The following is a 26035-nucleotide window of genomic DNA, read 5'->3' as shown; positions in this document are numbered from 1 at the left end:
GCGTCTATGCATGAGCCGCTGCGGCGGGGCCGAGCGGGGCTCACGCGCTCAACTTTCATCTGGGCGGACATCTACTTGTATCAGGGACACGCGGGGCGAGCGCGCGGCGCTTACACCCCAGTGTGTCCGCATTGTAGTCCGATAGCCGGCTCGGTAGCGACACCGTGGCGGACACACCCGCGGGGTGTTTTACTTCTCCCCGTTGTGCTTTTGCGCAGTGTAGCGCTCGGCGAGGCGATTGATGATCGGCACCACCTCTTCGATGGCGGCGATTTCCTCGTCCTCGAGGGTGCTAAACATGTCGGCCAGTTGGGCGATGCGTTCCTCGCCGACCCGATCGAGTTCGATCGCTCCCTGGTTGGTCAGCTGCACGCGGACGCCACGGCGATCGTTATTGTCGCGGACACGCTCCACGAGGCCACGGGACTCAAGCTGGTGCAGGGCATTGGAGGCGGTGGGCATGCGGATGCCCTCTCGCTTGGCTAGTTCGCTGATACGCGCCGCTCCATCGGACTTCAGCCGAGACAGGATCGTCAGCTGGGGGCCGGTGAGGTCGGAGCGCTCTGCAAGCCGGAAATAGGTGACGTACAGCTGGGTCAGCGCGGGCCGCACGTTCCGGGCAAGGTCAAAAGAAGGTTGCGCGTTCATATTCCATATTCTAGGGAGGAAACAGTACCGTCCTAAAAATTGTTCAGATGGAAAAGTATTTAAGCAGGTGAGCGCGTTGCGCGGGGGTAGGCTCCCCCCAGAGGTAGGACTTCTTAAACCTACGTTTTCGTAGCCTTCGGGGCGGTAAGCGCTCCCCTGCTGGCCTGGGCCCTGCCGAGCAGGGGTCACCCGCTCAGGGTAGAGAGCACAACGGCCACAGACATCGACGTGCGTGCCGATGTCCGTGGCCGGTCGGAAGGCGGGTATGTGGCGCCAGCTGTAGAGGTGCTAGTCGCCGGCGATGAAGCTTTCGAGGCGAGCGCGGGCTTCATCATCGCCCAGCTGCTTCGGCGGGGACTTCATGAGATAAGAAGAGGCGGCGTCGATCGGCCCGCCGATGCCGCGGTCGAGGGCGATCTTCGCGGCGCGCAGGGCGTCAATAATAATGCCCGCAGAGTTCGGGGAATCCCACACCTCGAGCTTGTATTCCAGGTTCAAGGGCACCTCGCCGAAGGCCTTGCCCTCGAGGCGCACATAGGCCCACTTGCGATCATCCAACCAGCCCACATAGTCCGAGGGTCCGATGTGCACGTTGCGATCGTCCACCTTGCCGGCCAGCGGTGAGGTCTTGAGATTCGAGGTCACCGCCTGGGTCTTGGAGATCTTCTTGGACTCAAGGCGCTCGCGCTCGAGCATGTTTCTAAAGTCCATATTGCCGCCGACATTGAGCTGCATGGTGCGCTCGAGGCGCACGCCACGGTCCTCGAAGAGCTTCGCCATCACGCGGTGGGTGATGGTGGCGCCCACCTGGGACTTGATGTCATCGCCCACGATCGGCACCCCAGCGCTGCGGAACTTCTCCGCCCACTCGGGATCGGAGGCGATAAACACCGGCAGGGCGTTGACGAAGGCGCAGCCGGCGTCGATCGCGGCCTGGGCGTAGAACTTATCGGCCTCTTCGCTGCCCACGGGCAGGTAGCTGACCACCACGTCTACCTTGGCGTCCTTCAGTGCCTGGACCACATCCACCGGCTTTTGCTCGGACTCGGTGATCGTCTGCTGGTAGTAACGACCGAGCCCATCGTGAGTGGGCCCGCGCTGGACTTCCACACCGAGATGCGGCAGCTCTGCGATCTGAATGGTGCAGTTCTCGGAGGCGCGGGTGGCCTCGGAGAGGTCTAGCCCCACCTTGGCGGCGTCTACGTCGAAGGCGGCAACGAAGGTGACGTCCTTGACGTGGTAGTCGCCGAAGCGCACGTGCATCAGGCCGGGGACATCGTCGGTATCGCGGGCATTCTTATAAAACTCGACACCTTCGATTAGTGAGGTGGCGCAGTTACCAACACCGACGATGGCAACGCGGACTTCTCCGCTCATGGGCAAACTCCTTCAAGCAAACTTGTACCGCCGCGACACCTCCCAGTCATGGGCCTTGTGAGGGCGGCGGGCCAGCACGTCCTCACTCGTGGGGGCGTGCAACGATCGTGATTCCTCAGAATCTAGCCCTCGTTTTTGCCCCGATGCACGCGCTCAATCGATACAGAACCCAAGTAAACCGATTCAGTTGTGACTACAGACACACCAGTGGGTGGGAGGTTGCCGGCGCGGAATATCGACAGCGCTATAGGTAGGCGGGTAGCTAGACTGGCCAGCGTGGTTGAATATCGCAATATCGTGAGTCACGAGTGGAACCGCCGCCACACCCTTCGTCTGTATCATCAAGGCTTGGTGAAGCGCGGCGAGATCTGCGATTGCGATTTCTTGCTTCGCACGGCAGCCGAGTATCACGGCACGCCTTCGTCGCGATCCTGCCCGGTGTGTTCCTCCGAGAACATGCGCGAGGTGCTGTGGATTTATGGCGACGAGGTGGGCCGGGCGGCCGGCTCGGCCCGCAGCGAGGAAGAGATCGCTCAGTTGGTCTCCGCCGGCAAGCTTTTCGACGTCCACCGCGTGGAGGTGTGCCCCGATTGTCATTGGAATCACCTGTTGGCGACAATGGTTGTTTCCCCTCGTACCCGCTATGCTTAACCGATTAGTTAGTTCGTTTGGGCAGGTCGCCGGCCGTCCGCAGCCCGAACGCCGCCGTTTCACCCATGGAGATTGGAATCAACAATCGTGACTGAACACACCGTGACCGTAGAAGAGGGCGAGGAGAAGACCCGCAATCCGTGGGTCTGGCGCTCGATCCTCATCGCAGTGGTGTTGATCATCCTCGCTCCCTTCGTGGCATTCATGATCGCCTATTTGCTCGTGGATGTTCCGAAGGCCGACCAGCTTGTGAATAAGCAGGTGGCGGAGATTTACGCCTCGGATGATGACACCCAGCTGGCGCGCATTGTGCCGCCGGAGGGAAACCGTGTGGTGGTGCCGCTCTCGGAGATTCCGGAGTCCATGAAGGACGCCACCCTGGCGGCCGAGGACCGTGAGTTTTATACCAACCCCGGCTTTTCTATTACCGGCTTCGGGCGCGCGATCGTCGGCCAGCTCACCGGTGATGGCTCCAAGGGCGGTGGTTCCACCATTACGCAGCAGTACGTGAAGATCGCGGTGGTGGGCAATGAGCACTCCTATGAGCGCAAGCTCAAGGAGCTGGTCTACTCCGCCAAGATGGCTAATGAGTGGTCGAAGGACCAGGTGTTGGAGTCCTATCTCAACACCATCTACTTGGGCCGTAATGCCTATGGTGTGGCTGCGGCTTCCCAAGCCTATTTTGGCAAGGACTTCAAGGACCTCACCCCAGAGGAGTCCGCCCTGCTGGCTGCCGCGATCCAGCGCCCCTCCACTCTGGATCCGTGGACCAACCGTGCTGAGGCGGAGCAGCGGTGGAACTACGTGATGGACGGCATGGTCGAGACCGGCGCGCTGAGCCCTGGGGCCCGTGCTGAGGCGCGCTTCCCCGAGGTGATTGACCCCGCCACGGTGCAGTCCAACACCGAGGCCACCGGCGCTAATGGTTTGATCAAAGACCGGGTGCTCGCCGAGCTTGATCAGCTGGGTATCAGTGAGCAGGATGTGCAGACCCGTGGTCTGCGCGTGACCACCACGATCGATGCCGACGCCCAAGATGCGGCCCTGTCCGCAGTGGAAAACAACATGCAGGGCGAGCCAGAGAATCTGCGCACCGCAGTGGTGTCCATCAACCCCAAGACTGGTGGTGTCTCGGCCTACTATGGCGGCGAGGACCCAGCCGGTTGGGACTATGCCAATGCCCCGCTGCAGACTGGTTCGACCTTCAAGATCTTCGCCCTTGCTGCGGCGCTGGATCAGGGCATCCCGCTTTCCCAGTACTACAGCTCCGCTCCGGTGCAAACCGGTGACGTGACGGTGACTAACTCTGAGGGCCAAAGCTGCGGTACCTGTACCATCGCTCAGGCGCTGAAGCAGTCGCTGAATACCTCTTTCATTCGCCTTCAGGATGATCTGAAGAATGGCCCCGATGACACCGCGGCTATGGCGCACCGCTTGGGTGTGGCGGAGTCCCTGCCGGGGATTCCGCACACTCTGAAGGAAGAAAACGGCCACTCGCAGTTGGGTGTGGTGCTGGGCCAGTACCAGTCACGCCCCTTCGATATGGCGGTTGGCTTGGCCACTCTCGCTAACGAGGGCGTGTACAACAAGCCACACTTCGTGCAGAAAGTCGTGGCCAATGACGGCGAAGTGATCTACGAGCACGAGGGCGATGGCAAGCGTGTCGTGGAGGAGGAAGTAGCGAACTCCGTGATGCAGGCGATGAAGCCGATCGCCGGCTACTCCCGCGGTCACGCGCTCAATGGTCGTGAGTCTGCGGCGAAGACGGGTACCGCCCAGCTGGGCGACACCGGCCAGAACAAGGACGCCTGGATGATCGGCGCCACCCCGCAGCTCTCCACCGCAGTGTGGGTGGGCACTGATGATGGCCAGCCGCTGATCAACGCCTATGGCGGCAAGATCTGGGGCTCTGGTCTGCCGAGCGATATCTGGAAGTCCGCCATGGATTCCGCCCTTGCTAACGCCGACTACGAGACCTTCAATACCCCGAACTCCAACCTGGGCTATGTGGCTCCCGCTGCCCCGGCGGCCCCGGCACAGACCACCACCCAGCAGGAGACCACCACCTCCGAGACGGAGCAGCCGGAGGAGCCCGCCGAGCCGGAACTGCCGGAGATTCCGGACGTGCCGCTACCGGCCCCCGCTCCCCCAGAGCAGCCGGAACAACCGGCACAGCCCGCGCTTCCGAACTTGGGTGATCTCCTGCCCGGCTAGCACGAGGCTTATCGACGCCACGATCCCCGCTCCCCCTTCCGCAGCCCCGCTGCACCTGGGAGCGGGGATTGCTGCGTCTGGCGGCTAAGCTGAGAGCCATGAGTTCCACCACCATCATGATCCTCACGATGGCGAGCGTGTTCATTGGCGCTTGCTGCTTTGGCGGCGGCTACGCGGCCAAGTCCTATGGCAAGAGCACCAAGGCGGTGATCTCCTGGATCGTCGCCGCCTTCTTCTTCGTTCTGCTCATTCCGCTTATCTTTGCGGTGTTCATGGCCACTGGCTTCGCCGGCGATGCCGCACTGAACTAAGACGGCCCCGCCGCCCTAGCCCACTAGTGGCCAGAGGGCGGCGCACACCGCGAAGCCAGCCAAGGAGAACAGCGTGGATACCACGGTCCACGTGGCGAGCCCCTCCTTCACCTCGAGCCCGAGGTAGCGGGTGACGATCCAAAAAGCAGAGTCATTGATATGGGAGGCGGCGAGAGCGCCACAACCGATCGCGCACACCACCACGGTGGCCGCCAGCGGGTCGAGCCCCGCGGCCGCCACCGGATCGGCGATAATGCCAGCGGTGGTGAGCATCGCCACCGTGGCCGAGCCTTGGGAGACGCGGATCGCCAGCGCTACCAGATAGGCGGTCATCAGCAGCGGCAGATGCCACGCCACCAGCTGATCAGAAAGCACTTGGCCGATTCCCGACTCCACCAACACGCGGGCGAATGCCCCGCCAGCGCCGGTGACAAAAATGATCACTGCCACGAGAGGTAGGGCGCCATCCATGATCGCGGCTCGCTTCTCCCAGGACCATCCTTGAGAGCGGCCGACAAGAAAGGCCGCCAAGAGTACAGCCACCAGCAAAGCGATCGCAGGGTTACCCACGAAGCCCACCACCGCGTGCAGGGTGGAATCCTCCGCAGCCAACATCGCGCCCGTGGTGCCCACCATGATCTGCACCAGCGGCAGCACAATCAGCAGAATCACCAACCATGGAGAGATAGCGGGCTGTTGCTCCTCGCGCTGGGCTAGCGTATCGGCGTGATCGCCGGCAAGACCGGTGGCGGTAGTGCGCACTCGGTCTAAGGGGAGCCGGCGGGTGATGACAAAACCTACAAGGGCCGCCACGATACTGATGAGCAACCCGAAAGAGCTGAGCACGCCGGCATCCACCTCGAGAATCCCAGCCACCGCCACGGGGCCTGGATGGGGTGGCATGATGACATGCACCACCATCAGCACTCCCGCCAGCGGGATGCCGAGGGTGACGGGGGTGAGCTTGCTGGTGCGGGCGAATCCGAAAATGATGGGGGCCAGAATGATGTAGCCGACATCAAAGAACACAGGGATCCCCAGGATGAATCCGGCAGCGCACACGGCCGCCACCACTCGAGTGGGCCCGAGCAGGCGGGTGAAATAGGAAGCGAGTGCGTCCGCACCGCCGGAGAGCTCAATGATGCGCCCCAGCACTGCGCCGAGCCCCACTACCAACAACACCGAGGACAGTGTGTTGCCTACCCCAGTGGTGATGACCTCCATGAGATCACTGAGGGGAATTCCGGCGCCAAGTCCAGTGACCACCGATACCACCAACAAAGCGATGAAGGCGGGCATGCGGGCGTATATGACCAAAAGCAGCAGCAGGATCACGCCTGCCACACCGATGAGAAGAAGAGGGAGACCTGTCATCGTTAAAGTTTCCCACGGCTGAGCGCTGCGCGGAAGGGGTAAGTGGGCAGCGGGTGGGCGTCGATAAGCTATCGGCGCGGAGGGCAGCCCGATTGAAAGAGAGCAGGTAGATGGTGTACCTTGAAAAGGTTGCTTGACGCAACGACCCTCCTGCCACGTCCACGATGGGCGCGGCCGAACCACAATTACTAGACCATAGGAGGTGATGAGGTCCGTGCGTCAATACGAACTCATGATCATTCTCGATCCTTCGCAGGATGAACGCACCGTAGCCCCGTCCCTAGATAAGTTCCTTGACATCGTTCGCAAGGAAAACGGCACCGTTGACAAGGTGGACATTCGCCCGAAGCGTCGTCTGGCTTATCCGATCAACAAGAAGGAAGAGGGCATCTACGTGGTCCTTAACCTCACCTGTGAGTCGGAGACTGTCGTCGAGCTCGACCGCAAGCTGAACCTCAGCGACACCGTTCTGCGCACCAAGGTGCTGCGCACCGATCGCTAATCAGGAACACTGGTAGTAACACCAACCAACGAGCTCCTAAGGAGTCCTGAGACCATGGCACAAGGCGATACCCCTATCACGATTGTTGGCAACCTCGTTGCCGATCCTGAACTGCGCTTCACCCCCTCGGGTGCCGCAGTGGCTAACTTCCGAGTGGCCTCCACCCCGCGACGCTATAACTCGCAAACCGGGCAGTGGGAGGACGGCGAGGCACTGTTCCTGCAGTGCAACGTGTGGCGCCAGGCGGCGGAAAACGTCGCTGAGTCGCTGAGCAAAGGTATGCGTGTGATCGTCAATGGTCGGCTCCGTCAGCGCAGCTACGACACCCGCGAGGGTGAGCGCCGCACCGTCTTCGAGGTTGAAGTCGATGAGGTGGGCCCCTCGCTCAAGTACGCCACGGCGTCCGTCAACCGCGTGCAGCGCGGCCAGGGCGGTCAAGGTGGCCAAGGTGGCGGTTTCGGATCCGGTAACTCTGGCGGAGGCCAGGGCGGATTCGGTGGCGGACAAGGCGGTGGAAACCGCGGCCAAAGCCAGGGTGGTTTCGGTGGCTACCAGCAACAGCCGCAGAACGACGTCCGCAATGATGACCCGTGGAATTCCGCACCCCCAGCGGGCGGATTCCAGGGTGATGATGACGACCCGCCGTTCTGATCGGCCAGTCCCTTACATTCCTAACGGGGCGGAGGGACGTAGCGCGAATACTCAACCACTTTTCATTCTTTTCATAAGCGAAAGGCAGGGATCATGAAGCTGATCCTTACGGCTGCCGTAGAGAACCTCGGTGTCCCCGGTGACATCGTCGAGGTGAAGGACGGCTACGGACGTAACTACCTGCTTCCCCGCGGTATGGCCATTGTGGCAACCCGCGGTGCAGAGAAGCAGATCGAAGACATCAAGCGTGTGCGCGCCCAGCGCCAGATCCAGAGCCTGGATCACGCACGCGAGGTCAAGGAGCAGATCGAGGCTCTTGACAACATCACTGTGACCATGCGTACCTCCAGCAAGGGCAAGCTTTTCGGCTCTGTCCAGGCTGGCGACATCGTCAAGGCGATCGAGGCCGCAGGCGGCCCCAAGATCGAAAAGCAGACCATCAGCGTGCCGAAGGGTCTCGTCAAGAGCACCGGCGGCTACCAGGTGATTGCTCAGCTGCACGATGACATCAGTGCAAAGGTGAACTTCAAGGTCGTCGCCGCGTAATCTACGCGAACTAGACGGCGGGTCGAGCGGCATCAACGCCGTATCCCGACCCCAACGACAACAGCGCACCAGGGCCTCTGGTGGGGACGAGTTCCCCGCCAGGGGCCCGTGGTGTATCTCCAGCCGCGCGAGTGCAGCCCAGTAGCACCGCACGCTGGCGTAGCACGAGTCCTGATGTGGATTGCCTCGCACAGGTTATGCACAATCCCCAGCCGGGGCTGTGTACAAGCTGGGGGATGCTGTGCATAAGTGGACCAGATTCGGTGTATAACCGCTGCTATCCGACGCCGTGTGGCCCGCTGAGGCGGGGGTGCTGAGTGGGGTTGATGATGTCCATGATGGCTACTTTTCGGGCTGTGGTGGGCTAAAAACCCGCCCTGAACTGCAAATATTTAATAAAACCGCAGGTAAACGGCGGCTGAGCAAGAGATGAGCAGGAGTTTTATGCTCTATCCACCTCCCGTACACAGAGTTATACACAGTTGCCTGTGCATAACTCTTCGCTGAGCTGTGAACAATGTCTCCCCCAAGGGGCTGGCAAGGTGAGTTATCCACAGCCGCTGGTGGGCCGGGCTAGCACGGCCGTGGCGTGCGGGAATGTAATGGCGCGGCCTACCCCCACTAGGTGGTTATGAGCGGCTCATCAGCCGCCCGCGGAAGGGTGGCGGATAGAATCGAAGCCTCGTATGGCCTTCTCGAGGCCTGAGGCATGGCTGGACGATCAGCGAAACGTAAAGGAGCTGAACGACGTGGCAGGTACCGCGAACTTTGACGAAAACGCCTTCCCGCCCGATCCCGAGGACGGCGGCGCGGCACACGACACGGGCTACTCCCCCAGCACCGATCTTCCGGAGGGATTTCCCTCCGAGCCGATCGATGATTTCCCCCCAGCCCCCGAGTTCGCTCCCAGCAGCTTCGATGATGGCGCCCCAAGCTACAATCACGCCGGTCCGAACCATGGGCGTTTTGCTCCTCAGCGCAGCGGCGGCCGCGGCCGCGGCGATGACTCCACACCGCGGGATTACGCCCGTCAGCTGCCCCACGATCGTGAGGCCGAGCAGGGCGTGCTGGGGGCGATGCTCATTGCCCCCACGGTGGTTACAGACATTGTCGAGGAACTCAATCCTGAGGACTTCTACGCACCGCAGCACCAGCTGATCTACCGTGCCATTCTGGATCTCTACGCGGACAATAAACAGATTGACACCTTCATTGTCCGCGATCGCCTGCAGCGTCATGGTGATCTAGAACGGGCCGGAGGGCCTTCCTATCTCGTCACCCTCGCAGAGGTTGTTCCCACCCCTGCCAATGCGCCCTACTACGCTGAGATCGTCTCTGAGAAGGCAGTGCTGCGCCGGCTGGTCTCCGCAGGCACGCGCATCGTGCAGCTGGGCTATGAGGCGGCCGGGGACACCGAGATCGAGGTGATGATCGACCTCGCCCAGCAAGAGGTCTTCCAGATTGCCCAGAAAAAGACCGTGACGGACTACGCGGTGCTGGATGATCTGCTGCAGCCGGTGATGGACGAGCTGGATGAGATCGCGCAAAATGGCGGCCTGTCTACTGGTGTGCCCACTGGGTTTATTGATCTCGACCGCATCACCAACGGCCTGCACGGCGGACAGATGATCATCGTGGCGGCCCGCCCCGGTGTGGGTAAGTCCACCATTGCGCTCGACTTCATGCGCTCCTGCTCGATCAAGCACAACATGGCCTCTGTGTTGTTCTCACTCGAGATGTCTAAATCGGAGATCGTCATGCGTCTGCTCTCTGCGGAGGCAGAGGTGAAGCTGTCCGATATGCGCTCCGGCACCATGTCGGATGATGACTGGGCACGTATCGCGCAGCGTGCTGGGGAGTTGAGCGAGGCGCCGCTGTTTATTGACGACTCCCCAAACCTGACAATGATGGAGATCCGCTCCAAGGCCCGGCAGCTTAAAGACAAGCACGATCTGCAGTTGATCGTGGTGGACTATTTGCAGCTCATGAGCTCGGGCAAGAAAGTGGAGTCCCGCCAGCAGGAGGTTTCCGAGTTCTCCCGTCAGCTCAAGCTGCTCGCCAAGGAACTCGAAGTTCCTTTGGTGGCGGTGGCACAGCTCAACCGTGGCCCCGAGTCGCGCACAGACAAGCGCCCCCAGCTTGCGGATCTGCGTGAGTCCGGCTCGCTGGAGCAAGATGCAGACATGGTGATGCTGCTGTACCGTCCGGACTCCCAGGACCTAGAGGATGTCCGCGCTGGCGAGGCTGACATCATTTTGGCCAAGCATCGCGGCGGCCCGATCGGCACCGTGGAAGTGGCCCACCAGCTGCACTACTCGCGCTTCAAGGACCTGGCGCGCGCCTAGAGTGCGGCGGGTACCGCGCTGCGGGTTTAGCTTTCCTCGCGGGCGGCGATCACGCTATCGATGGCCTCGGAGAGCGGCTGATAGTGATTCACCAGCCGCTCCACGGCCTCGTCGCCATTACCCTCGGCGATAGCGTCCACGATGCCTTGGTGGGCGGTGGCCAGCGGCTGGCTTGAGGGATCGGGTTCGAAGACGGGGTGCTCGCCGAAGCGTTCGGCTACCGCCTCCAACAGGGAGAAGTAGACGTTCAAGATGGCGTCGTTAAGCTGCTTCAGCGTGCACGAACGCAGCGGAGCGAAGAGCTGATTGTGGAAGCGATAATCCAGATCCACGGTAGAGGCGCCGGCGCGCTCAGCCTCAGCCATATGATCTACGGTCTCCTGCAGCTGCGCGATGAGCGCCTGCTTGGTCTCTGCATCCTCGGAGAGTTCCTTCATCACGATGGGCAGAAACGCCACCTCGAGGCCGCGGCGCAGAGTGATGATGTCCTTGGCCTCGGTGCCGCCCGAGTTGAGCGACAGCATGCCCTGGAACATCAAGGCCGGGGTGAGCGGGGCGAGCGGGTTGCCCGCCACGAAGGTGCCCGTGCCGCGACGTACTTCCACCATTCCGACGGCTTCCATCACCTTGATGGCTTCACGGATGGAGTTACGGGAGCAGCCGAGGATGCGCTGAAGCTCCGGCTCCGGTGGGATGGGATCGCCATTGACCAGCCCCGAGCTGAGAATATAGTGGGCGATCTCCTGAACGAGCTGCCCAGAACGGGTATGCGGCTGGTGGCCCATGCGGCCGGTGTAGGCGTTCTCAGTAGTCACTGTGGATCCTCATTCTCGTCGCGGAAGTCTCACTACAGCACACTGTCTCGGCGGTCGGGTGATGTGACACCCGACCACATAAAACGCCGGTGACATGGTTGATGAGGAACTCCGGTGCAGTTTCTTGGTTGTCGAACAGTGTACAAAGTGTTGGCCGCCCAGAGTTAGTGATATGTCCACAGGGGGAACCGTGGGGGTAGGATGACCTATCCTTCCGAGGTGGATCCCGCAGCCTTGCGGTTCAGGAAACCCGAGCGGAAACGACGCAAGCGCAGGGAGTTTGTCACCACAAACACGCTCGACAGGCTCATCGCTAGGCCCGCCAACATCGGATTGAGCAGACCAAGCGCGGCCACAGGAATCAGCACCACGTTATAGATGAACGCCCAAAACAGGTTGCCATGGATTGTCCGCAGCGTGGCCCGCGATAGCCGCAAAGCATCGGCGGTGGCGCGGAGATCAGCATGCATCAACGTAATATCCGCGGCCTCGATTGCCACGTCTGTGCCGCCGCCCATGGCAATGCCGAGCTCCGCCTCGGTTAGCGCGGCGGCGTCATTGATACCATCGCCCACCATCGCCACGGTCCGGCCCTGCTGAGCCAGCGCAGCGATCTGCTGCACCTTATCCTCTGGCAGAACCTCGGCGATCACGTTTTCCTCCGCGATGCCCACCTGGCGTGCCACGTGACGCGCGGCCTTCTCATTATCTCCACTGAGCATCCACGGCTTAAGCCCCATCTCTGCCAGAGTGGCCAGCGCGGCGGCAGCCTCTGGCCGCGGCTCATCGGCCACGGCAATGACGCCCACTGGGGCGTTATCTACACGCACCACCACCACGGTGGCTCCGGTCTTGCGCAGATTCTCAACCACCTCGGTAGGATCCTGCTGCCCAGGCTTAGCCACACTCACCAGCTGCCCCTGCACCTCGGCGCTCACGCCCTGCCCCGGGGTGGACTGAAAATCGCTAGCGGCCGGCACCGTGATTGAACGCTCGGCTGCGGCGGCGCGAATGGCCCGACCCACTGGGTGCTCGCTGCCGGACTCGACGGCCGCGGCGAGGCCGAGCACCTCCTCCTCGCTGCGAGCGGGCGCATGCACGGCGCTCACGGACATCTCGCCGGTGGTGATCGTGCCCGTCTTGTCGAAGACAATGGTGTCGGCATGGCGGCTGGATTCCAGCACCTCGGGCCCCTTAATCAAGATGCCGAGCTGGGCGCCGCGGCCCGTTCCCACCAGCAGGGCGGTAGGAGTGGCCAGGCCGAGGGCGCAGGGGCAGGCAATAATGAGCACCGCCACGGCTGCAGCGAAGGCATCGGCAACAGAACCATCGGTCGCCACCAGATGAGCCGTGAGTGTGAGCAGCGCGATGCCGATCACCACGGGCACAAATACCTGGGAGATGCGGTCCACGATGCGCTGCACGGGGGCTTTGCGGGCCTGGGCGTCGGTAACCAGGCGACCAATCTGCGCCAAGGTGGTATCCGCGCCCACGCGTGTGGCCTCCACAATGAGGCGGCCGGTGGTGTTAACGGTGGCGCCGGTGACGGTCGAGCCGGGATCGACCTCGATGGGCATGGACTCGCCGGTCAGCATCGATTCATCCACTGCTGAATGACCATCTATTACTCGCCCGTCAGTGGGAATCTTCTCCCCTGGCCGGACCACGCAGTGATCGCCGACTGCCACCTGTGAGCTGGGGATCAGCACCTCCCGTCCCTCGCGTAGCACGGCCGCCTGCTTTGCACCCAGATGTAGCAGCTCGGTGAGGGCTTGGGAACTGCGTCCCTTAGCCCGCTCCTCACACCATCGGCCGAGCAGTAAGAACACGATGACCATGGAGGCTGTTTCCAAATAGATCTGGTCTGTGCCCGCGGTGGCATGTGCAGACAGGCTCATGTGCATATGCATTCCCGGCTCGCCTGCGGAGCCGGCAAACAGGGACACCAGCGACCACAGGAAGGCCGCTGTGGTTCCCATCGAGATGAGCGTGTCCATGGTGAATGCACCGTGGCGGGCGTTGCGCACGCAGGCGCGGTGGAAGGGCCAGCCACCCCACACATATACCGGTGCGGCCAAGGTGAGCGCGGCCCACTGCCAGTTCTGAAACTGCAGGGTGGGCACCATGGACAGCAGCATCACTGGTACGGCCAACGCTGCGGAGATGATAACTCGCTGCTTCAGCTCCGCCTCGTGTTGGGCGCGGTGCTCCTCGGATTGGTCTGGAGCCGAGGAGGTGGTGGAAGGGGCCGGCGAGGTGGCGTCGTCACGCGCAGCGGAGGCGTCGCTCATAATGAACGCGTCATAGCCGGTGGTGCGCACTACATCGAGAAAGTCGGAGGTGGAGCGCAGGGCGGGGTCGAAAGTGATACGCGCGGTCTCAGTGGCGAAATTCACCGTCGCTTCTGCTCCCTCGAGCTTGTTCAGCTTGCGCTCTACCCGCGAGGAGCACGAGGTGCAGGTCATGCCCGTAACTCCTAGCTCGACCTGCTCTTTTATGCTGCTGTCTGGCATGGTGTCCTCCTTCGTTACTCTCACGCTGCCCCATCGTACACCTATACCCCTAGGGGGTATCGAGGGTGGCGAAAAAGACCACTCACCTCCATGAGATGAGTGGTGTCTGGGCTAATCCTCTACAACCTCGTAGCCGGCTTCTTCGATGGCGGCAGTCACGGCGTCATCGGTGAAGCCCTGGCCGGTAACGCGGACAATGCCCCGCTCGACATCAACGTCCACACCCTGGGTGCCAGCCACAAACTCCAGCTCCTGCTCCACTGCCTTAGCGCAGTGATCGCAGGTCATGCCCTTAACGTTGTAGTTCTTCATGCCCATGTCAACACTCAATTCCTTGAAAAATCAGCAAGCGACGCGCGCCGGCGCCACAGATGGTGATAGTCGGATACAGGTGCACGCCGCGCTCTCTGAACGCCGCATTCCGCGGGGGATGGATCGCGCCGCGCACACACCGATACTAACCCTCCCCTATCCCGCGCTGCGGAACCACCCCAGGGGGCGTAGGAGTGCGAGCCGGCACGCCCTGCCGAACGAGCGGCGGAATGAACCGCGCCGCGACTATGTTGTACGCACATGTAGCCTTGAAACCACGGTCTACATACAACACATATCTTGAAGGAGATTGATTACGCATGGCCACCATCGAACTGAACGAGAACAACTTCCAGGACACCGTTACCGCCGAGGGCATTGTGCTCGTCGACTGCTGGGCGGCATGGTGCGGCCCCTGCCGTGCCTTCAAACCCACCTTTGAGAAGGCCTCCGAGCAACACACCGACGCCACCTTCGGCACCCTGGACACCGAGAACAACCAGGGCCTTGCCGCCGCGCTAGAGATTCAGTCCATCCCTACCCTCATGATCTTCCGCGATGGCATCCTCGTCTACCGCGAGGCCGGTGCCCTGCCCCCTGCCGCCCTTGAGGATCTCATCACCCAGGTGAAGGCGCTGGACATGGATGAGGTGCGCAAGCAGGTCGAGCAGGCCCAGAGTGAACAGGGCTAGAACGAGCAGTAGGGCTTGGCTGATCTTCCACCGCGGCCGGGGCGTATAGGCGCGCCGGGATGCTGTGAACCCCATCCCCACGTTTTCGGATTGCGCCGCGAGCGCTCGGATCGTGGGGATTTTCTCTACACTGAAGCTACAACTGCGGTTGCGCAGGCATCCTGCTGCGTCGCCGTGTCGAGTGACCGTCCGCGAAGACACAATGTAAGGACACTGATCTAGATGGCTAATCCACTGAGCAAGGGCTGGAAGTACCTCATGGCCTCGTTCGATAACGCAATCGATGAAAACGCCGACCCGCAGGTACAGATCAACCAGGCCGAGGAGGCTGCAAAGAAGCAGCACCGCGAGATCGCCGATCATGCGGCCTCGATCATCGGCCAGCAGCGCCAGCTGGAGATGAAGCTCAACCGCCTCGTAGAGGATCAGAAGAAGCTCGACGAGCAGTCCCGTACCGCCGTGCGGGCGGCCGATGATGCCCGCGCCAAAGGCGATGAGCGTGCCGGTGCTGAATACGACGCCACCGCCGAGGTGATCGTGAGCCAGCTGGTGGCAGTGGAAAACCAGATCGAGGATGTGCGCACCCAGTACGAGCAGGCTGTGCAGGCCGCCGACCAAGCAAAAGCCACAGCCCAGCAGTCCGAGGTGCGGCTTAAGGAGCAGCTCAACGAGCTGAACGCGCTGCGCTCCCAGGCCGAGCATGTGGAGATGCAGGAGAGCAACGCCAAGGCCATGGACACCATGGGGCAGTTCTCCCAGGATGATTCTGTGCCCACCTTGGATAGCGTGCGCGAGAAGATCGAGAGCCGCTATGCCACCGCGCTCGGTGCCCAAGAGCTCACGGTCAATACCGTCAACAGCCAGATGCAAGAGATCCAGGCCGCTGGGCGCGATATGGCCGCCCAGTCTCGTCTGGACAAGATCCGTGCCGAGATGAGCGGCGAGCTCTCCTCCGGTGCCGAGGGTTCCCCTGCTGCGCTCACCGATGGCGACACGGCCGATGCTTCCGAGAAAGCTGAGCCCGCCGAGATCGTGGAGGACGAGGAGTCCCCGCGCTCCTAGCTAGCTGATCTGGCAGCTGCCTCGTAATCACGCGAGCCGCCACCGATGATCCCTTCAATGGATCCGGTGGCGGCTCTGCTGTGCGTGGCCGGTGACTCTCACGCCCGGCCCGCGGACACTACATATCGCGCCCGCTGAGATTGATCAATACACCCCGAATGCCGGAGTGGAAGCCATCGCGCAGGCTGACGCGCTGCGATTCCGTGAGCGTGTACTCGTGCAAGGTCTCGCAGGCGAATTGCAGCAGCGGCCGGTCGATCTCTGGGGGCAGGCCGCCGCCGGAGAGCATATGCGCTTGGTCGCGCTGTTCCGAGGAGGCAGCATTATCGAACCACCACGAGGCGTATTGCTGGCCCACATCAAAGGGCGTCTGGAATCCGGCCGAGGCCCACACCTCATTGGGCAGCGGCACATAGCGTGAGCGCAGCTTGCGTCGGCGAGCCATCATGGAGGGCTTCGGCGCTGGCTTCGGAGTGGGCGTGGGTGCCGAGGCGCTTGTCGACGCCGCCTCCGCGCCCTTATCCCCCGCAGCAGGGCTGTGACCTGCCGGTTCATCGAGCCCCTGCGGCCCGTTGGCGGTGGCGCGCGCGGGTGGGACGGCCCCGCTGCTGTCCGGCTGCGGCGGCTGGGCCATGTCCGCTGGGGTGGGCTGCGGCTCGGGCTCAGGGGTGTCGCCGGACAGATGCGCTGGGGTTAGCTCCGCGGCCGCACTCGGTGTGGACAGCGTTGCTGGGGCGTCTGCGCAGGGCTCGGGGGTGGAGGTGCTGCTTTCGGACGCCTTCTCGGCTTTCTCTGCCTTCTCCGATTCGGCGGCGGTAGTGCCGGAATAGGGGCGATCATCGGCGGTTTCGGCCGGTTCGCCTGGGCGGGTCAGTACCGGCTCGTCGCTGCGATTGCGGGGCTGGTCCGCAGAGCCGCTGTCACAGGAGGCCTCGGAGCGCTCGCTGTTCTCGGCACTTTCGGCGCTTTCGGCGCTCTCGCTCGAGCCGGTGGTGCCGCAGGGGTTGGTGGAGCGCGTTTGCGCACGATTACCTGGGGTGAGAGTGGGCTCTGGCACCGGGCAGGGTGAGGTATCGTCCAAAGGCTCGGCATCGCCAATTGGCTTGGGTCGAACCTGGGGCGGCAGGGGCCCTTCAAGGACTTGCAGCTGCATGCATTCTGCGAAGTCCTCGCGCGGATCCAAGATGGTGGTGGTGTCGCAGGCATGGCGTAGTGCGGAGGACATAGAGTCCCAGCCGAAGCCGTAGAGATGCACGCGCACCCCAGCCATGGAGGCTTCCTGCACGCCCGGAATCATGTCGGCATCACCAGACACCAGCACCATATCTGTGCAGGTGCCGCGCACGCCGGCGAGTACCATGTCCGCCACGAGGCGGGTGTCTACTGCCTTCTGGGTGCGGCGCTCGCCCCACTCGATGAGTTGGCCGGCCCGCAACAGCACTCCATCGCAGGTGCGCAGCGCGCGCTGATAGCGGTGCGGCCCAGAGTCAGGCAGGCCGTCATACCAGAGCTGGCGGTGAATCGGCTGGCCCAGCTGATCTTGAATCATCTGGCCCAGTACCGCCACCACCTCGGGCAGATCAATCTCTAACTGGGCGCGGGCCCCCGTCTCCCATGAGTTGTAAAAGCTGGCTAGAAGGTAGGACGTATCTACAAATACCTGTGTACGAGGCAACATAGCTAATGGTCGTCATCCGTTTCTCATTAATAATCATCTGTCTAAAACGGGGGTAAAGAAGCACCCTCCGTGTGCCTTATAGTGTGCCCTATTTGTACCCCTCGCGTCGAAAAGGCACAGCGCCTACACCCCCCAATCTTTCCGTGACCAGCGCTTTGGGCAGCGCTTCACGAAGCGGCGGTACCGGGGGTGCTTGGCTGTGCCCGTCTGCGGGTGTCGTTACAGGGGTTGCGCATCCACGCCTCTAGTTCTACGGTTAGTTACACAAGTAACCAACCAACTAACGAGCCGGCGAGGTGGCGTCGATAAGCCGCAGTCTCGCCAGGTTCACTGCATAGGAAGGGGCTGGCTATGGATGAAGCTACCGCTCCCCTCTTCCGGCAGATTGCCAGCTTGGTAGAGGACTCCATCGTGGAGGGTGTCCTGAATCCAGGGGAACGCGCCCCCTCTACCAACGAGTTGGCGGAGTTTCACTCCATCAACCCAGCTACTGCCCGAAAGGGGCTTGCGTTACTTGCCGATATTCGGGTGCTGGAGAAACGTCGCGGCATCGGCATGTTCGTTACCGACGATGCCCGTGATCTGATTCTCGCTCGGCGAAGGGAAGAGTTTGCCGCCGGGTACCTCGCACCGCTTATCGACGAAGCCGTGAAACTGGGCATCGCCCGCACCGAATTGCACACCCTGATTGACCGAGTGGCAGAAAGCAGAGGCCTCTACCAATGAGCACCGTCGTAACGAAGAACCTATCCAAGGCGTATGGATCCGCCACCGTGCTGAAGGGGGTGAACCTGAACCTCCAGCCGGGTCACCTCTACGGTCTGCTCGGGCGCAACGGCACCGGCAAGTCCACGCTGCTAACGATCCTCGCTGGCCAAAATAAAGCCACGGGTGGCGAGCTGAGTGTCTTCGGCAGCTCACCCTTCGACAATTCCGCAGTGATGGATCGATGCGTGTATGCGGGCATCGATAATCCCTACCCAAACCCCTGGAGCGTTGGCACCATCGTTGATTTGGCTTCTCGACGCTACCCTCGCTTCGATATCGCCCGCGCCAAGGAGATGGCCGGCTTGTTCGGGCTCTCAGAATTCAAAAAATACGCGGACCTGTCCCGTGGCCAGCGCTCCATGGTGGGTCTGATCGTTGGACTGTGTGCCCGGGCAGAGTTGACGCTACTGGACGAGCCCTACCTCGGCCTCGACGTGCAGAACAGGGAGCTTTTCTACGCCCTTTTACAAGAAGAACAGCGGCTGTTTCCGCGCACTCTCGTGATGGCCACTCATCAGCTCGAGGAGCTCTCCCTAGTCATCGATGAAGCCTTGGTGCTCGCCCCCACTGGCCAGTTCGTGGGCCAGCTGCCCATCGATGAGCTCGATGACGCATACCGACAGCTCACTGTGCCCCGTGCGGAGGTTGAGTCTTTCCTCCAATCTCTAGGCCCTGGAGTTCTGAGCCGGCGCGATGGGCGTACCCACAGCCGCCTGTTGGTCAGTGTCGCAGCGCTTGAGTCGGCCGAGATAGACCAGCGCCGCGCGCGCATCGACACGCCTCAGTTGGCTGCCGTGTTTGAGGCACTCACTGAATCCCACGGCGCCGCTGCGCCTGCAGCCTAACTCGTCCACAACAGTCACTGACCCATAAGGAGGCAGATATGACAGCCACTGGATTTAGCCGACCGCTGCGCTCGAGCATGCGGATGAACTCCACGCCGAGCGACATCATCGGGGTCATAGGCCTCGCTTTTGTTGCGCTTCTCAGCGCAATGATGGACGCGCCCGCGCAGGGGGTGATGATTCTCGGGTTCGGAAGTGTCGTCTACGCCACTCTGCGGAACAAGGTGCGACGAGGAGCGTGGGCCCTCGGAGTCAACAGCGCCGGCAGGCTTCAACTTTATCGCGGCCCCATGCTCATCGCGGCGGCATCACAGCTGCCCGCCTGCATTATCTTGGCCGGACTGCTCCGTGTGCATAACAATCAGCTGTGGTGGAACAGCTACGCCGGGCTCGCTGCCCTTATCCTCGGCGTCTACATACTGGAGGCATTGCTCAGCCGACGTGCCCAAGATAGGCCGCATTTGGAACACGCGGGGGAACAGTCCACGTGGTTCGTGCGTCCCACCACCGTCCTTGTGCGCGCCTTGCGTCGTTTCCCATTACGGGTCCAGCTCACTATGCCCACGCTCATCGTGCTCTTCCTCGTGGCCCAAGTGCTGATCGTGCTCCTGCAGCTTATTGACTGGTCCGACCCTGAATTCGCCGTGGTGCTTATCAGTGTTATCGCAAGTATGGGAGGCGTATTCATCACTCAAGAACCCGCCTCGCTTGGTACCTGGTTAGCCTTCGGCCTTTCGCGAACTCAGTGGTTGAAGAGCTGCTTTGCGGCCATTGCGGTCTACAGCGTGGCAGCTGCAGCATGCGCCACGTTGTCCTCCGCCCTGCTCGGCTTCGACTCATCCGCAATGAGCTTTCCGGGCTTCGTACTAGCAATAGCTGCCTTATCCGTGCTCCTCATGATGCTGAGCACTTTCAACAACCCCTACGTCATGGCCTGTGGAATCCCATTCGCCATCACCGCATACAACTCGACCTGGCCAATTCTGAACCACTACGGCTACCCCACTGTGTTCAACCTCGTGCTCATCATGGCGGCCACCCTCGTACTCGTGTGGAACGTGAAAGGCCGTGCTGTGCGGACGGACATCCGAGTCGGCGTGAAGAAATGATGATTGCGATGAAGTAGTGAGCCCTCAACCACCTTTGTGAAGGACTGAGGGAAGGGCTGCGGCTAGGAAGCGGCACAGCCTCTCCCCTGTTGTGTACCTCGAGGGCGCGGCCACGTGACTGCGCGCCGAGGGTGAGAGGCAGTCCGGGGCCGAGGGGTGGGCACTACGCCACGTGCCGCGGCCTCACGGCGGAAGTACAAGCGATATCTAACCGCTCAATAAACGGCAGAAAAACATACGGTGACCTGCAGGGTTGTGTAGATTATGGATGCTGTGTAGTGTTTATCGAGTCGCTGCGGCACGGACAAGCAAAAAGCTTGAAGCCGAGACGCAGTGAGTGTTGTTTGAGAACTCGATAGTGTGCCAGCTTTGTTTTGTTGATGTGTGCTGCATGTTTGTGTGGTGTGCGTGTTGGTTGTGTGTGGGTCAGGTGCCCTTGTGATTGGGGTTTGTTTGGTCGCATGTGATTTGATGCGTGTGCTGTATTTTTTGTGCAGTGTGTGTTGATGATTTTTTTGGGGGTGGGTTTTCCTCGTCGGATTCTGCCCCTTTTTTGTTTTTTGTTTTTTTGCTAGTGTATTGGGCTTTTCATGTAAGCTTATATGCTTTTTACTGATTCGGCTGCCGCGTTTTTGTGGTGGTTGTTTTTGGTTTTTTGTGGAGAGTTTGATCCTGGCTCAGGACGAACGCTGGCGGCGTGCTTAACACATGCAAGTCGAACGGAAAGGCCCCAGCTTGCTGGGGTACTCGAGTGGCGAACGGGTGAGTAACACGTGGGTGATCTGCCTTGGACTCTGGGATAAGCTTGGGAAACTGGGTCTAATACCGGATAGGACCATCGTTTAGTGTCGGTGGTGGAAAGATTTTTTTGGTTCAAGATGAGCTCGCGGCCTATCAGCTTGTTGGTGGGGTAATGGCCTACCAAGGCGTCGACGGGTAGCCGGCCTGAGAGGGTGATCGGCCACATTGGGACTGAGACACGGCCCAGACTCCTACGGGAGGCAGCAGTGGGGAATATTGCACAATGGGCGCAAGCCTGATGCAGCGACGCCGCGTGGGGGATGAAGGCCTTCGGGTTGTAAACTCCTTTCGGTACCGACGAAGCCTTTTGGTGACGGTAGGTATAGAAGAAGCACCGGCTAACTACGTGCCAGCAGCCGCGGTAATACGTAGGGTGCGAGCGTTGTCCGGAATTACTGGGCGTAAAGAGCTCGTAGGTGGTTTGTCGCGTCGTCTGTGAAATCCCGGGGCTTAACTTCGGGCGTGCAGGCGATACGGGCATTACTTGAGTGCTGTAGGGGTAACTGGAATTCCTGGTGTAGCGGTGAAATGCGCAGATATCAGGAGGAACACCGATGGCGAAGGCAGGTTACTGGGCAGTTACTGACGCTGAGGAGCGAAAGCATGGGTAGCGAACAGGATTAGATACCCTGGTAGTCCATGCTGTAAACGGTGGGCGCTAGGTGTGGGGACTTTTCATGGTTTCTGTGCCGTAGCTAACGCATTAAGCGCCCCGCCTGGGGAGTACGGCCGCAAGGCTAAAACTCAAAGGAATTGACGGGGGCCCGCACAAGCGGCGGAGCATGTGGATTAATTCGATGCAACGCGAAGAACCTTACCTGGGCTTGACATGGACAGGATCGGCGCAGAGATGTGTTTTCCTTTTTGGCTTGTTCACAGGTGGTGCATGGTTGTCGTCAGCTCGTGTCGTGAGATGTTGGGTTAAGTCCCGCAACGAGCGCAACCCTTGTCTTATGTTGCCAGCACGTGATGGTGGGGACTCATGAGAGACTGCCGGGGTTAACTCGGAGGAAGGTGGGGATGACGTCAAATCATCATGCCCCTTATGTCCAGGGCTTCACACATGCTACAATGGTTGATACAACGCGATGCGAGCCTGTGAGGGTGAGCGGATCGCTTGAAAGTCAGTCTTAGTTCGGATTGGGGTCTGCAACTCGACCCCATGAAGTCGGAGTCGCTAGTAATCGCAGATCAGCAATGCTGCGGTGAATACGTTCCCGGGCCTTGTACACACCGCCCGTCACGTCATGAAAGTTGATAACACCCGAAGCCCATGGCCCAAGCCCTTTGTGGTGGGGAGTGGTCGAAGGTGGGATTGGCGATTGGGACGAAGTCGTAACAAGGTAGCCGTACCGGAAGGTGCGGCTGGATCACCTCCTTTCTAAGGAGCTTATTTAAGTGTCATGGTTGTTGTGACACGGCTTGTATTTTTTTAAAAAAATTTCCTGTATGGAACACGCATGATTGTTTATGGCGCGTGTGCTGCGTGGATGTGTGGTTGACGAGCATGTTGATGAAACGTTTGTGAAGCTGGTGCATTGTTGGGTGTCTGAGGCAACATGGTTGTCTTGTTTGTTTGGGCACACTGGCTGACTTCTGCTGCTTTGTGGTGGTGGGGTTGGTGGTGTGTGTGTTGTTTGAGAACTGTATAGTGGACGCGAGCAATTTTATTGTGTTTGTTCTTAGTGTTTTTTGATTGTTTGTGTGTCTGTTTTTTATTTAGGGCGCACGGTGGATGCCTGGGCATCGTCAAGCCGATGAAGGACGTGGAAGGCCGCGATAGTCCTCGGGGAGTTGTCAATCGAGCGTTGATCCGAGGGTGTCCGAATGGGGAAACCTAGCGCATGCTGCTGTGGTGGTGTGTGTTTCCTTGTGGTGAATGTATAGCCGCATAGGGGGTGTACGCGGGGAAGTGAAACATCTCAGTACCCGTAGGAGAAGAAAACAAGAGTGATTCTGTGAGTAGTGGCGAACGAAAGCGGATGATGGCTAAAAGTCATGCGTGTGATACTCGGCAGGGGTTGCGTGTGGCTGGTTGTGGGGCATGTGTGTTGGTGATACTGCCGTGTCATCTCGATTGTTGGTGTGTGTGAGGCGAAGTGGTGTGGGATCACCTACCGTAGACGGTGAGAGTCCGGTAGCCGAACGCATGTGCTGATGGTTGTGTGCGTGTTCCCGAGTAGCAGCGGGCTCGTGGAATCTGCTGTGAATCTGCCGGGACCACCCGGTAAGCCTGAATACTTGGCGTGACCGATAGTGTATTTAGTACCGTGAGGGAATGGTGAAAAGTACCCCGGGAGGGGAGTGAAATAGTACCTGAAACCGTGTGTCTACAATCCGTCAGAGCACCCGTGGTGGTGTGATGGCGTGCCTTTTGAAGAATGAGCCTGCGAGTCAGCGGCATGTCGCGAGGTTAACCCGTGTTGTGGGGTAGTCGTAGCGAAAGCGAATACTAACTAGTGTGTTTAGTGGCGTGTCCTGGACCCGAAGCGGAGTGATCTACCCATGGCCAGTGTGAAGCAGCTGTAAGAGGTTGTGGAGGCGCGAACCCACTTAGGTTGAAAACTGAGGGGATGAGTTGTGGGTAGGGGTGAAAGGCTAATCAAACTCCGTGATAGCTGGTTCTCCCCGAAATGCATTTAGGTGCAGCGTTGCGTGTTTCTTTGCGGGGGTAGAGCTACTGGTTGGTTGAGCGGGACTATCATCTTAGCAACATCAGCCAAACTCCGAATACCGTGAATGTTATAGCGTGGCAGTGAGACTGCGGGGGATAAGCTTCGTAGTCGAGAGGGAAACAGCCCAGATCGTCGGTTAAGGCCCCTAAGAGTGTACTAAGTGGAAAAGGATGTGGGATCGCGAAGACAGCCAGGAGGTTGGCTTAGAAGCAGCCATCCTTGAAAGAGTGCGTAATAGCTCACTGGTCGAGTGGTTCTGCGCCGACAATGTAGTGGGGCTGAAGTACACCGCCGAAACCACGACAGCAACACCGTGTGTGTTGTTGGGTAGGGGAGCGTCGTGCACGACGGTGAAGCCATAGCGGAAGCAGTGGTGGAGTGTGTGCGAGTGAGAATGCAGGCATGAGTAGCGAATGCAAGGTGAGAATCCTTGCCGCCGGATGATCAAGGGTTCCTGGGTCAAGCTCGTCTTCCCAGGGTGAGTCGGGTCCTAAGGCGAGGCCGACAGGCGTAGTCGATGGCAAACGGGTTGATATTCCCGTACCCGGTTGTATGCGACCAATGATGATGCAGTGATACTAACCACCCTGAATCATATGTCACATGCCTTGTGGTGTGTGGTGTGTGAGGATGCGTGGGGCCTGATCTGTCGTAGTCAAGTGATGGAGTGACACAGAGTGGTAGCCACGCCAACCGTTGGTTGTGTTGGTGTAAACGCGCAGCCCGTGGCCTAGGTAAATCCGGGCCGCTTTTAAGGGTGAGGCGTGATACGTACCCACTTGGTGGGGATGGTGGTGATCCTGCGCTGTCGAGAAAAGCTTCTAGCGATGTATATAACCGGCCCGTACCCCAAACCGACACAGGTGATCGAGTAGAGAATACTAAGGCGAGCGGGTGAACTGTAGTTAAGGAACTCGGCAAAATACCCCCGTAACTTCGGGAGAAGGGGGACCCTACCCTGTCACTGTGTGGCGGGGTGGTGGTCGCAGAGTCTAGAGGGAAGCGACTGTTTACTAAAAACATAGGTCTGTGCGAAAACGTGGAAGTTGATGTATACGGACTGACGCCTGCCCGGTGCTGGAAGGTTAAGAGGACCTGTTAGACCCTTACGGGGTCGAAGCGGAGAATTTAAGCCCCAGTAAACGGCGGTGGTAACTATAACCATCCTAAGGTAGCGAAATTCCTTGTCGGGTAAGTTCCGACCTGCACGAATGGCGTAACGACTTCCCTGCTGTCTCAACTACAGGCCCGGTGAAATTGCATTACGAGTAAAGATGCTCGTTACGCGCGGCAGGACGAAAAGACCCCGGGACCTTCACTACAACTTGGTATTGGTGTTCGGGTCGGTTTGTGTAGCATAGGTGGGAGACGTGGAAGCATTAACGCTAGTTGGTGTGGAGTCGCACGGTGAAATACCACTCTGACCGATTCGGATATCTCAACCTTGGCCCATGATCTGGGTTAGGGACAGTGCCTGGTGGGTAGTTTAACTGGGGCGGTTGCCTCCCAAAAAGTAACGGAGGCGCCCAAAGGTTCCCTCAGCCTGGTTGGCAATCAGGTGTTGAGTGTAAGTGCACAAGGGAGCTTAACTGTGAGACAGACATGTCGATCAGATACGAAAGTAGGGACTAGTGATCCGGCACCTCATCGTGGATTGGGTGTCGCTCAACGGATAAAAGGTACCCCGGGGATAACAGGCTGATCTTCCCCAAGAGTCCATATCGACGGGATGGTTTGGCACCTCGATGTCGGCTCGTCGCATCCTGGGGCTGGAGTAGGTCCCAAGGGTTGGGCTGTTCGCCCATTAAAGCGGCACGCGAGCTGGGTTTAGAACGTCGTGAGACAGTTCGGTCTCTATCCGCCGCGCGCGTTGAAACTTGAGAAAAGCTGTCCTTAGTACGAGAGGACCGGGACGGACGTACCTCTAGTGTGCCAGTTGTTCCACCAGGAGCACGGCTGGTTAGCTACGTACGGACAGGATAACCGCTGAAAGCATCTAAGCGGGAAGCCCCTTTCAAGACCAGGTTTCTTTTGAGGTACCCCACAGACTATGGGGTTGATAGGCCAGAACTGGACGCACAGTAATGTGTTCGAGGTGACTGGTACTAACCTACCAACAAAAAACACACCACAAACCAAAAAACCA

19 protein-coding genes and 2 rRNA genes are annotated in these 26035 nt (G+C 60.1%); 14 read left to right on the top strand and 7 right to left on the bottom strand.

Annotated features, from left to right (window positions below; all coding sequences use genetic code 11):
- Positions 1-189 precede the first annotated feature (189 nt).
- Positions 190-648 carry a MarR family winged helix-turn-helix transcriptional regulator gene (locus CCICO_RS11140; RefSeq protein WP_018018348.1) on the bottom strand — a complete coding sequence of 153 codons (459 nt, stop codon included), beginning with the start codon at positions 646-648 and terminating at the stop codon, positions 190-192.
- A 288-nt stretch (positions 649-936) separates the two neighbouring features.
- Positions 937-2025: an inositol-3-phosphate synthase gene (locus CCICO_RS11135; RefSeq protein ID WP_018018347.1), complete on the bottom strand. Its 1089-nt coding sequence runs from the start codon at positions 2023-2025 to the stop codon at positions 937-939.
- Between the two features lie 276 nt (positions 2026-2301).
- Between CCICO_RS11135 and CCICO_RS11130 the strand changes: the two genes are divergently transcribed.
- The 3 genes from CCICO_RS11130 to CCICO_RS11120 all read left to right on the top strand — a co-directional run bounded on the left by CCICO_RS11130 (position 2302) and on the right by CCICO_RS11120 (position 5201).
- The gene (locus tag CCICO_RS11130; protein WP_018018346.1) at positions 2302-2676 is read left to right on the top strand and encodes a DUF5318 family protein; all 375 of its coding nucleotides are present in this window, start codon (positions 2302-2304) and stop codon (positions 2674-2676) included.
- Positions 2677-2763: 87 nt separating this feature from the next.
- Complete coding sequence (locus CCICO_RS11125; RefSeq protein WP_018018345.1) at positions 2764-4890, top strand: transglycosylase domain-containing protein; 2127 nt, start codon at positions 2764-2766, stop codon at positions 4888-4890.
- A gap of 98 nt (positions 4891-4988) precedes the next feature.
- Positions 4989-5201, top strand: coding sequence for a hypothetical protein (locus CCICO_RS11120; protein ID WP_018018344.1), 213 nt, complete (start codon positions 4989-4991; stop codon positions 5199-5201).
- A gap of 15 nt (positions 5202-5216) precedes the next feature.
- On the opposite strand, the gene CCICO_RS11115 is transcribed toward CCICO_RS11120, so the two are convergent.
- Entirely contained in the window at positions 5217-6575 is a 1359-nt protein-coding gene (locus CCICO_RS11115; protein ID WP_018018343.1) for a GntP family transporter, read from the bottom strand.
- Positions 6576-6789: 214 nt separating this feature from the next.
- Between CCICO_RS11115 and rpsF the strand changes: the two genes are divergently transcribed.
- The 4 genes from rpsF to dnaB all read left to right on the top strand — a co-directional run bounded on the left by rpsF (position 6790) and on the right by dnaB (position 10619).
- Entirely contained in the window at positions 6790-7077 is a 288-nt protein-coding gene (rpsF, locus tag CCICO_RS11110) for a 30S ribosomal protein S6 (protein ID WP_026161212.1), read from the top strand.
- A gap of 54 nt (positions 7078-7131) precedes the next feature.
- Complete coding sequence (locus CCICO_RS11105) at positions 7132-7728, top strand: single-stranded DNA-binding protein (RefSeq protein ID WP_018018341.1); 597 nt, start codon at positions 7132-7134, stop codon at positions 7726-7728.
- Between the two features lie 93 nt (positions 7729-7821).
- Positions 7822-8274 (top strand): 50S ribosomal protein L9, encoded by a 453-nt coding sequence (gene rplI / locus CCICO_RS11100; protein WP_018018340.1) that lies wholly within the window; start codon positions 7822-7824, stop codon positions 8272-8274.
- A gap of 686 nt (positions 8275-8960) precedes the next feature.
- Complete coding sequence (gene dnaB, locus CCICO_RS11095; protein ID WP_018018339.1) at positions 8961-10619, top strand: replicative DNA helicase; 1659 nt, start codon at positions 8961-8963, stop codon at positions 10617-10619.
- A gap of 26 nt (positions 10620-10645) precedes the next feature.
- On the opposite strand, the gene CCICO_RS11090 is transcribed toward dnaB, so the two are convergent.
- The 3 genes from CCICO_RS11090 to CCICO_RS11080 all read right to left on the bottom strand — a co-directional run bounded on the left by CCICO_RS11090 (position 10646) and on the right by CCICO_RS11080 (position 14265).
- Positions 10646-11434 carry a FadR/GntR family transcriptional regulator gene (locus CCICO_RS11090; protein ID WP_018018338.1) on the bottom strand — a complete coding sequence of 263 codons (789 nt, stop codon included), beginning with the start codon at positions 11432-11434 and terminating at the stop codon, positions 10646-10648.
- A 206-nt stretch (positions 11435-11640) separates the two neighbouring features.
- Complete coding sequence (locus CCICO_RS11085; protein ID WP_051067206.1) at positions 11641-13947, bottom strand: heavy metal translocating P-type ATPase; 2307 nt, start codon at positions 13945-13947, stop codon at positions 11641-11643.
- 111 nt (positions 13948-14058) lie between these two features.
- Complete coding sequence (locus CCICO_RS11080; RefSeq protein ID WP_018018336.1) at positions 14059-14265, bottom strand: heavy-metal-associated domain-containing protein; 207 nt, start codon at positions 14263-14265, stop codon at positions 14059-14061.
- A 314-nt stretch (positions 14266-14579) separates the two neighbouring features.
- Between CCICO_RS11080 and CCICO_RS11075 the strand changes: the two genes are divergently transcribed.
- Together CCICO_RS11075 and CCICO_RS11070 are read left to right on the top strand one after the other, a co-directional pair.
- On the top strand, positions 14580-14951 hold the full coding sequence (locus CCICO_RS11075; protein WP_018018335.1) for a thioredoxin family protein: 372 nt from the start codon (positions 14580-14582) through the stop codon (positions 14949-14951).
- 222 nt (positions 14952-15173) lie between these two features.
- Positions 15174-16013 carry a PspA/IM30 family protein gene (locus tag CCICO_RS11070; RefSeq protein ID WP_018018334.1) on the top strand — a complete coding sequence of 280 codons (840 nt, stop codon included), beginning with the start codon at positions 15174-15176 and terminating at the stop codon, positions 16011-16013.
- 118 nt (positions 16014-16131) lie between these two features.
- On the opposite strand, the gene CCICO_RS11065 is transcribed toward CCICO_RS11070, so the two are convergent.
- A complete protein-coding gene (locus CCICO_RS11065; protein WP_018018333.1) occupies positions 16132-17691 on the bottom strand; it encodes an NYN domain-containing protein in 1560 nt (519 codons plus the stop codon).
- Positions 17692-18042: 351 nt separating this feature from the next.
- Here CCICO_RS11065 and CCICO_RS11060 point away from each other — a divergent pair, with 351 nt between their 5' ends.
- The 5 genes from CCICO_RS11060 to CCICO_RS11040 all read left to right on the top strand — a co-directional run bounded on the left by CCICO_RS11060 (position 18043) and on the right by CCICO_RS11040 (position 26018).
- The gene (locus CCICO_RS11060) at positions 18043-18417 is read left to right on the top strand and encodes a GntR family transcriptional regulator (protein ID WP_018018332.1); all 375 of its coding nucleotides are present in this window, start codon (positions 18043-18045) and stop codon (positions 18415-18417) included.
- Entirely contained in the window at positions 18414-19304 is an 891-nt protein-coding gene (locus CCICO_RS11055) for an ATP-binding cassette domain-containing protein (protein ID WP_018018331.1), read from the top strand. Before CCICO_RS11060 ends, CCICO_RS11055 begins: the two co-directional genes overlap by 4 nt.
- Before the next feature lie 38 nt (positions 19305-19342).
- Complete coding sequence (locus CCICO_RS11050; RefSeq protein ID WP_018018330.1) at positions 19343-20413, top strand: hypothetical protein; 1071 nt, start codon at positions 19343-19345, stop codon at positions 20411-20413.
- Between the two features lie 654 nt (positions 20414-21067).
- Positions 21068-22595: ribosomal RNA gene (locus CCICO_RS11045) — 16S ribosomal RNA — on the top strand.
- Positions 22596-22922: 327 nt separating this feature from the next.
- Positions 22923-26018, top strand: a 23S ribosomal RNA gene (locus CCICO_RS11040).
- The 16S and 23S rRNA genes sit together here, the layout of an rRNA operon.
- Positions 26019-26035: the final 17 nt, after the last annotated feature.

The organism is Corynebacterium ciconiae DSM 44920 (assembly GCF_030440575.1).
Lineage (GTDB): Bacteria > Actinomycetota > Actinomycetes > Mycobacteriales > Mycobacteriaceae > Corynebacterium > Corynebacterium ciconiae.
The sequence above is the reverse complement of the archived record's forward strand: the minus strand, read 5'-3'. Positions and strand labels throughout refer to the sequence as shown.

Bases quoted from the DNA above. Each gene is read 5' to 3' on its own strand.
- CCICO_RS11075 (WP_018018335.1), top strand. From the start codon at position 14,580: ATGGCCACCATCGAACTGAACGAGAACAACTTCCAGGACACCGTTACC.
- CCICO_RS11080 (WP_018018336.1), bottom strand. From the start codon at position 14,265: ATGGGCATGAAGAACTACAACGTTAAGGGCATGACCTGCGATCACTGC.
- CCICO_RS11070 (WP_018018334.1), top strand. From the start codon at position 15,174: ATGGCTAATCCACTGAGCAAGGGCTGGAAGTACCTCATGGCCTCGTTC.
- CCICO_RS11140 (WP_018018348.1), bottom strand. From the start codon at position 648: ATGAACGCGCAACCTTCTTTTGACCTTGCCCGGAACGTGCGGCCCGCG.
- CCICO_RS11055 (WP_018018331.1), top strand. From the start codon at position 18,414: ATGAGCACCGTCGTAACGAAGAACCTATCCAAGGCGTATGGATCCGCC.
- CCICO_RS11105 (WP_018018341.1), top strand. From the start codon at position 7,132: ATGGCACAAGGCGATACCCCTATCACGATTGTTGGCAACCTCGTTGCC.
- dnaB (WP_018018339.1), top strand. From the start codon at position 8,961: ATGGCCTTCTCGAGGCCTGAGGCATGGCTGGACGATCAGCGAAACGTA.
- CCICO_RS11065 (WP_018018333.1), bottom strand. From the start codon at position 17,691: ATGTTGCCTCGTACACAGGTATTTGTAGATACGTCCTACCTTCTAGCC.
- CCICO_RS11060 (WP_018018332.1), top strand. From the start codon at position 18,043: ATGGATGAAGCTACCGCTCCCCTCTTCCGGCAGATTGCCAGCTTGGTA.
- CCICO_RS11085 (WP_051067206.1), bottom strand. From the start codon at position 13,947: ATGCCAGACAGCAGCATAAAAGAGCAGGTCGAGCTAGGAGTTACGGGC.
- rplI (WP_018018340.1), top strand. From the start codon at position 7,822: ATGAAGCTGATCCTTACGGCTGCCGTAGAGAACCTCGGTGTCCCCGGT.
- CCICO_RS11135 (WP_018018347.1), bottom strand. From the start codon at position 2,025: ATGAGCGGAGAAGTCCGCGTTGCCATCGTCGGTGTTGGTAACTGCGCC.
- CCICO_RS11050 (WP_018018330.1), top strand. From the start codon at position 19,343: ATGACAGCCACTGGATTTAGCCGACCGCTGCGCTCGAGCATGCGGATG.
- CCICO_RS11115 (WP_018018343.1), bottom strand. From the start codon at position 6,575: ATGACAGGTCTCCCTCTTCTTCTCATCGGTGTGGCAGGCGTGATCCTG.
- CCICO_RS11120 (WP_018018344.1), top strand. From the start codon at position 4,989: ATGAGTTCCACCACCATCATGATCCTCACGATGGCGAGCGTGTTCATT.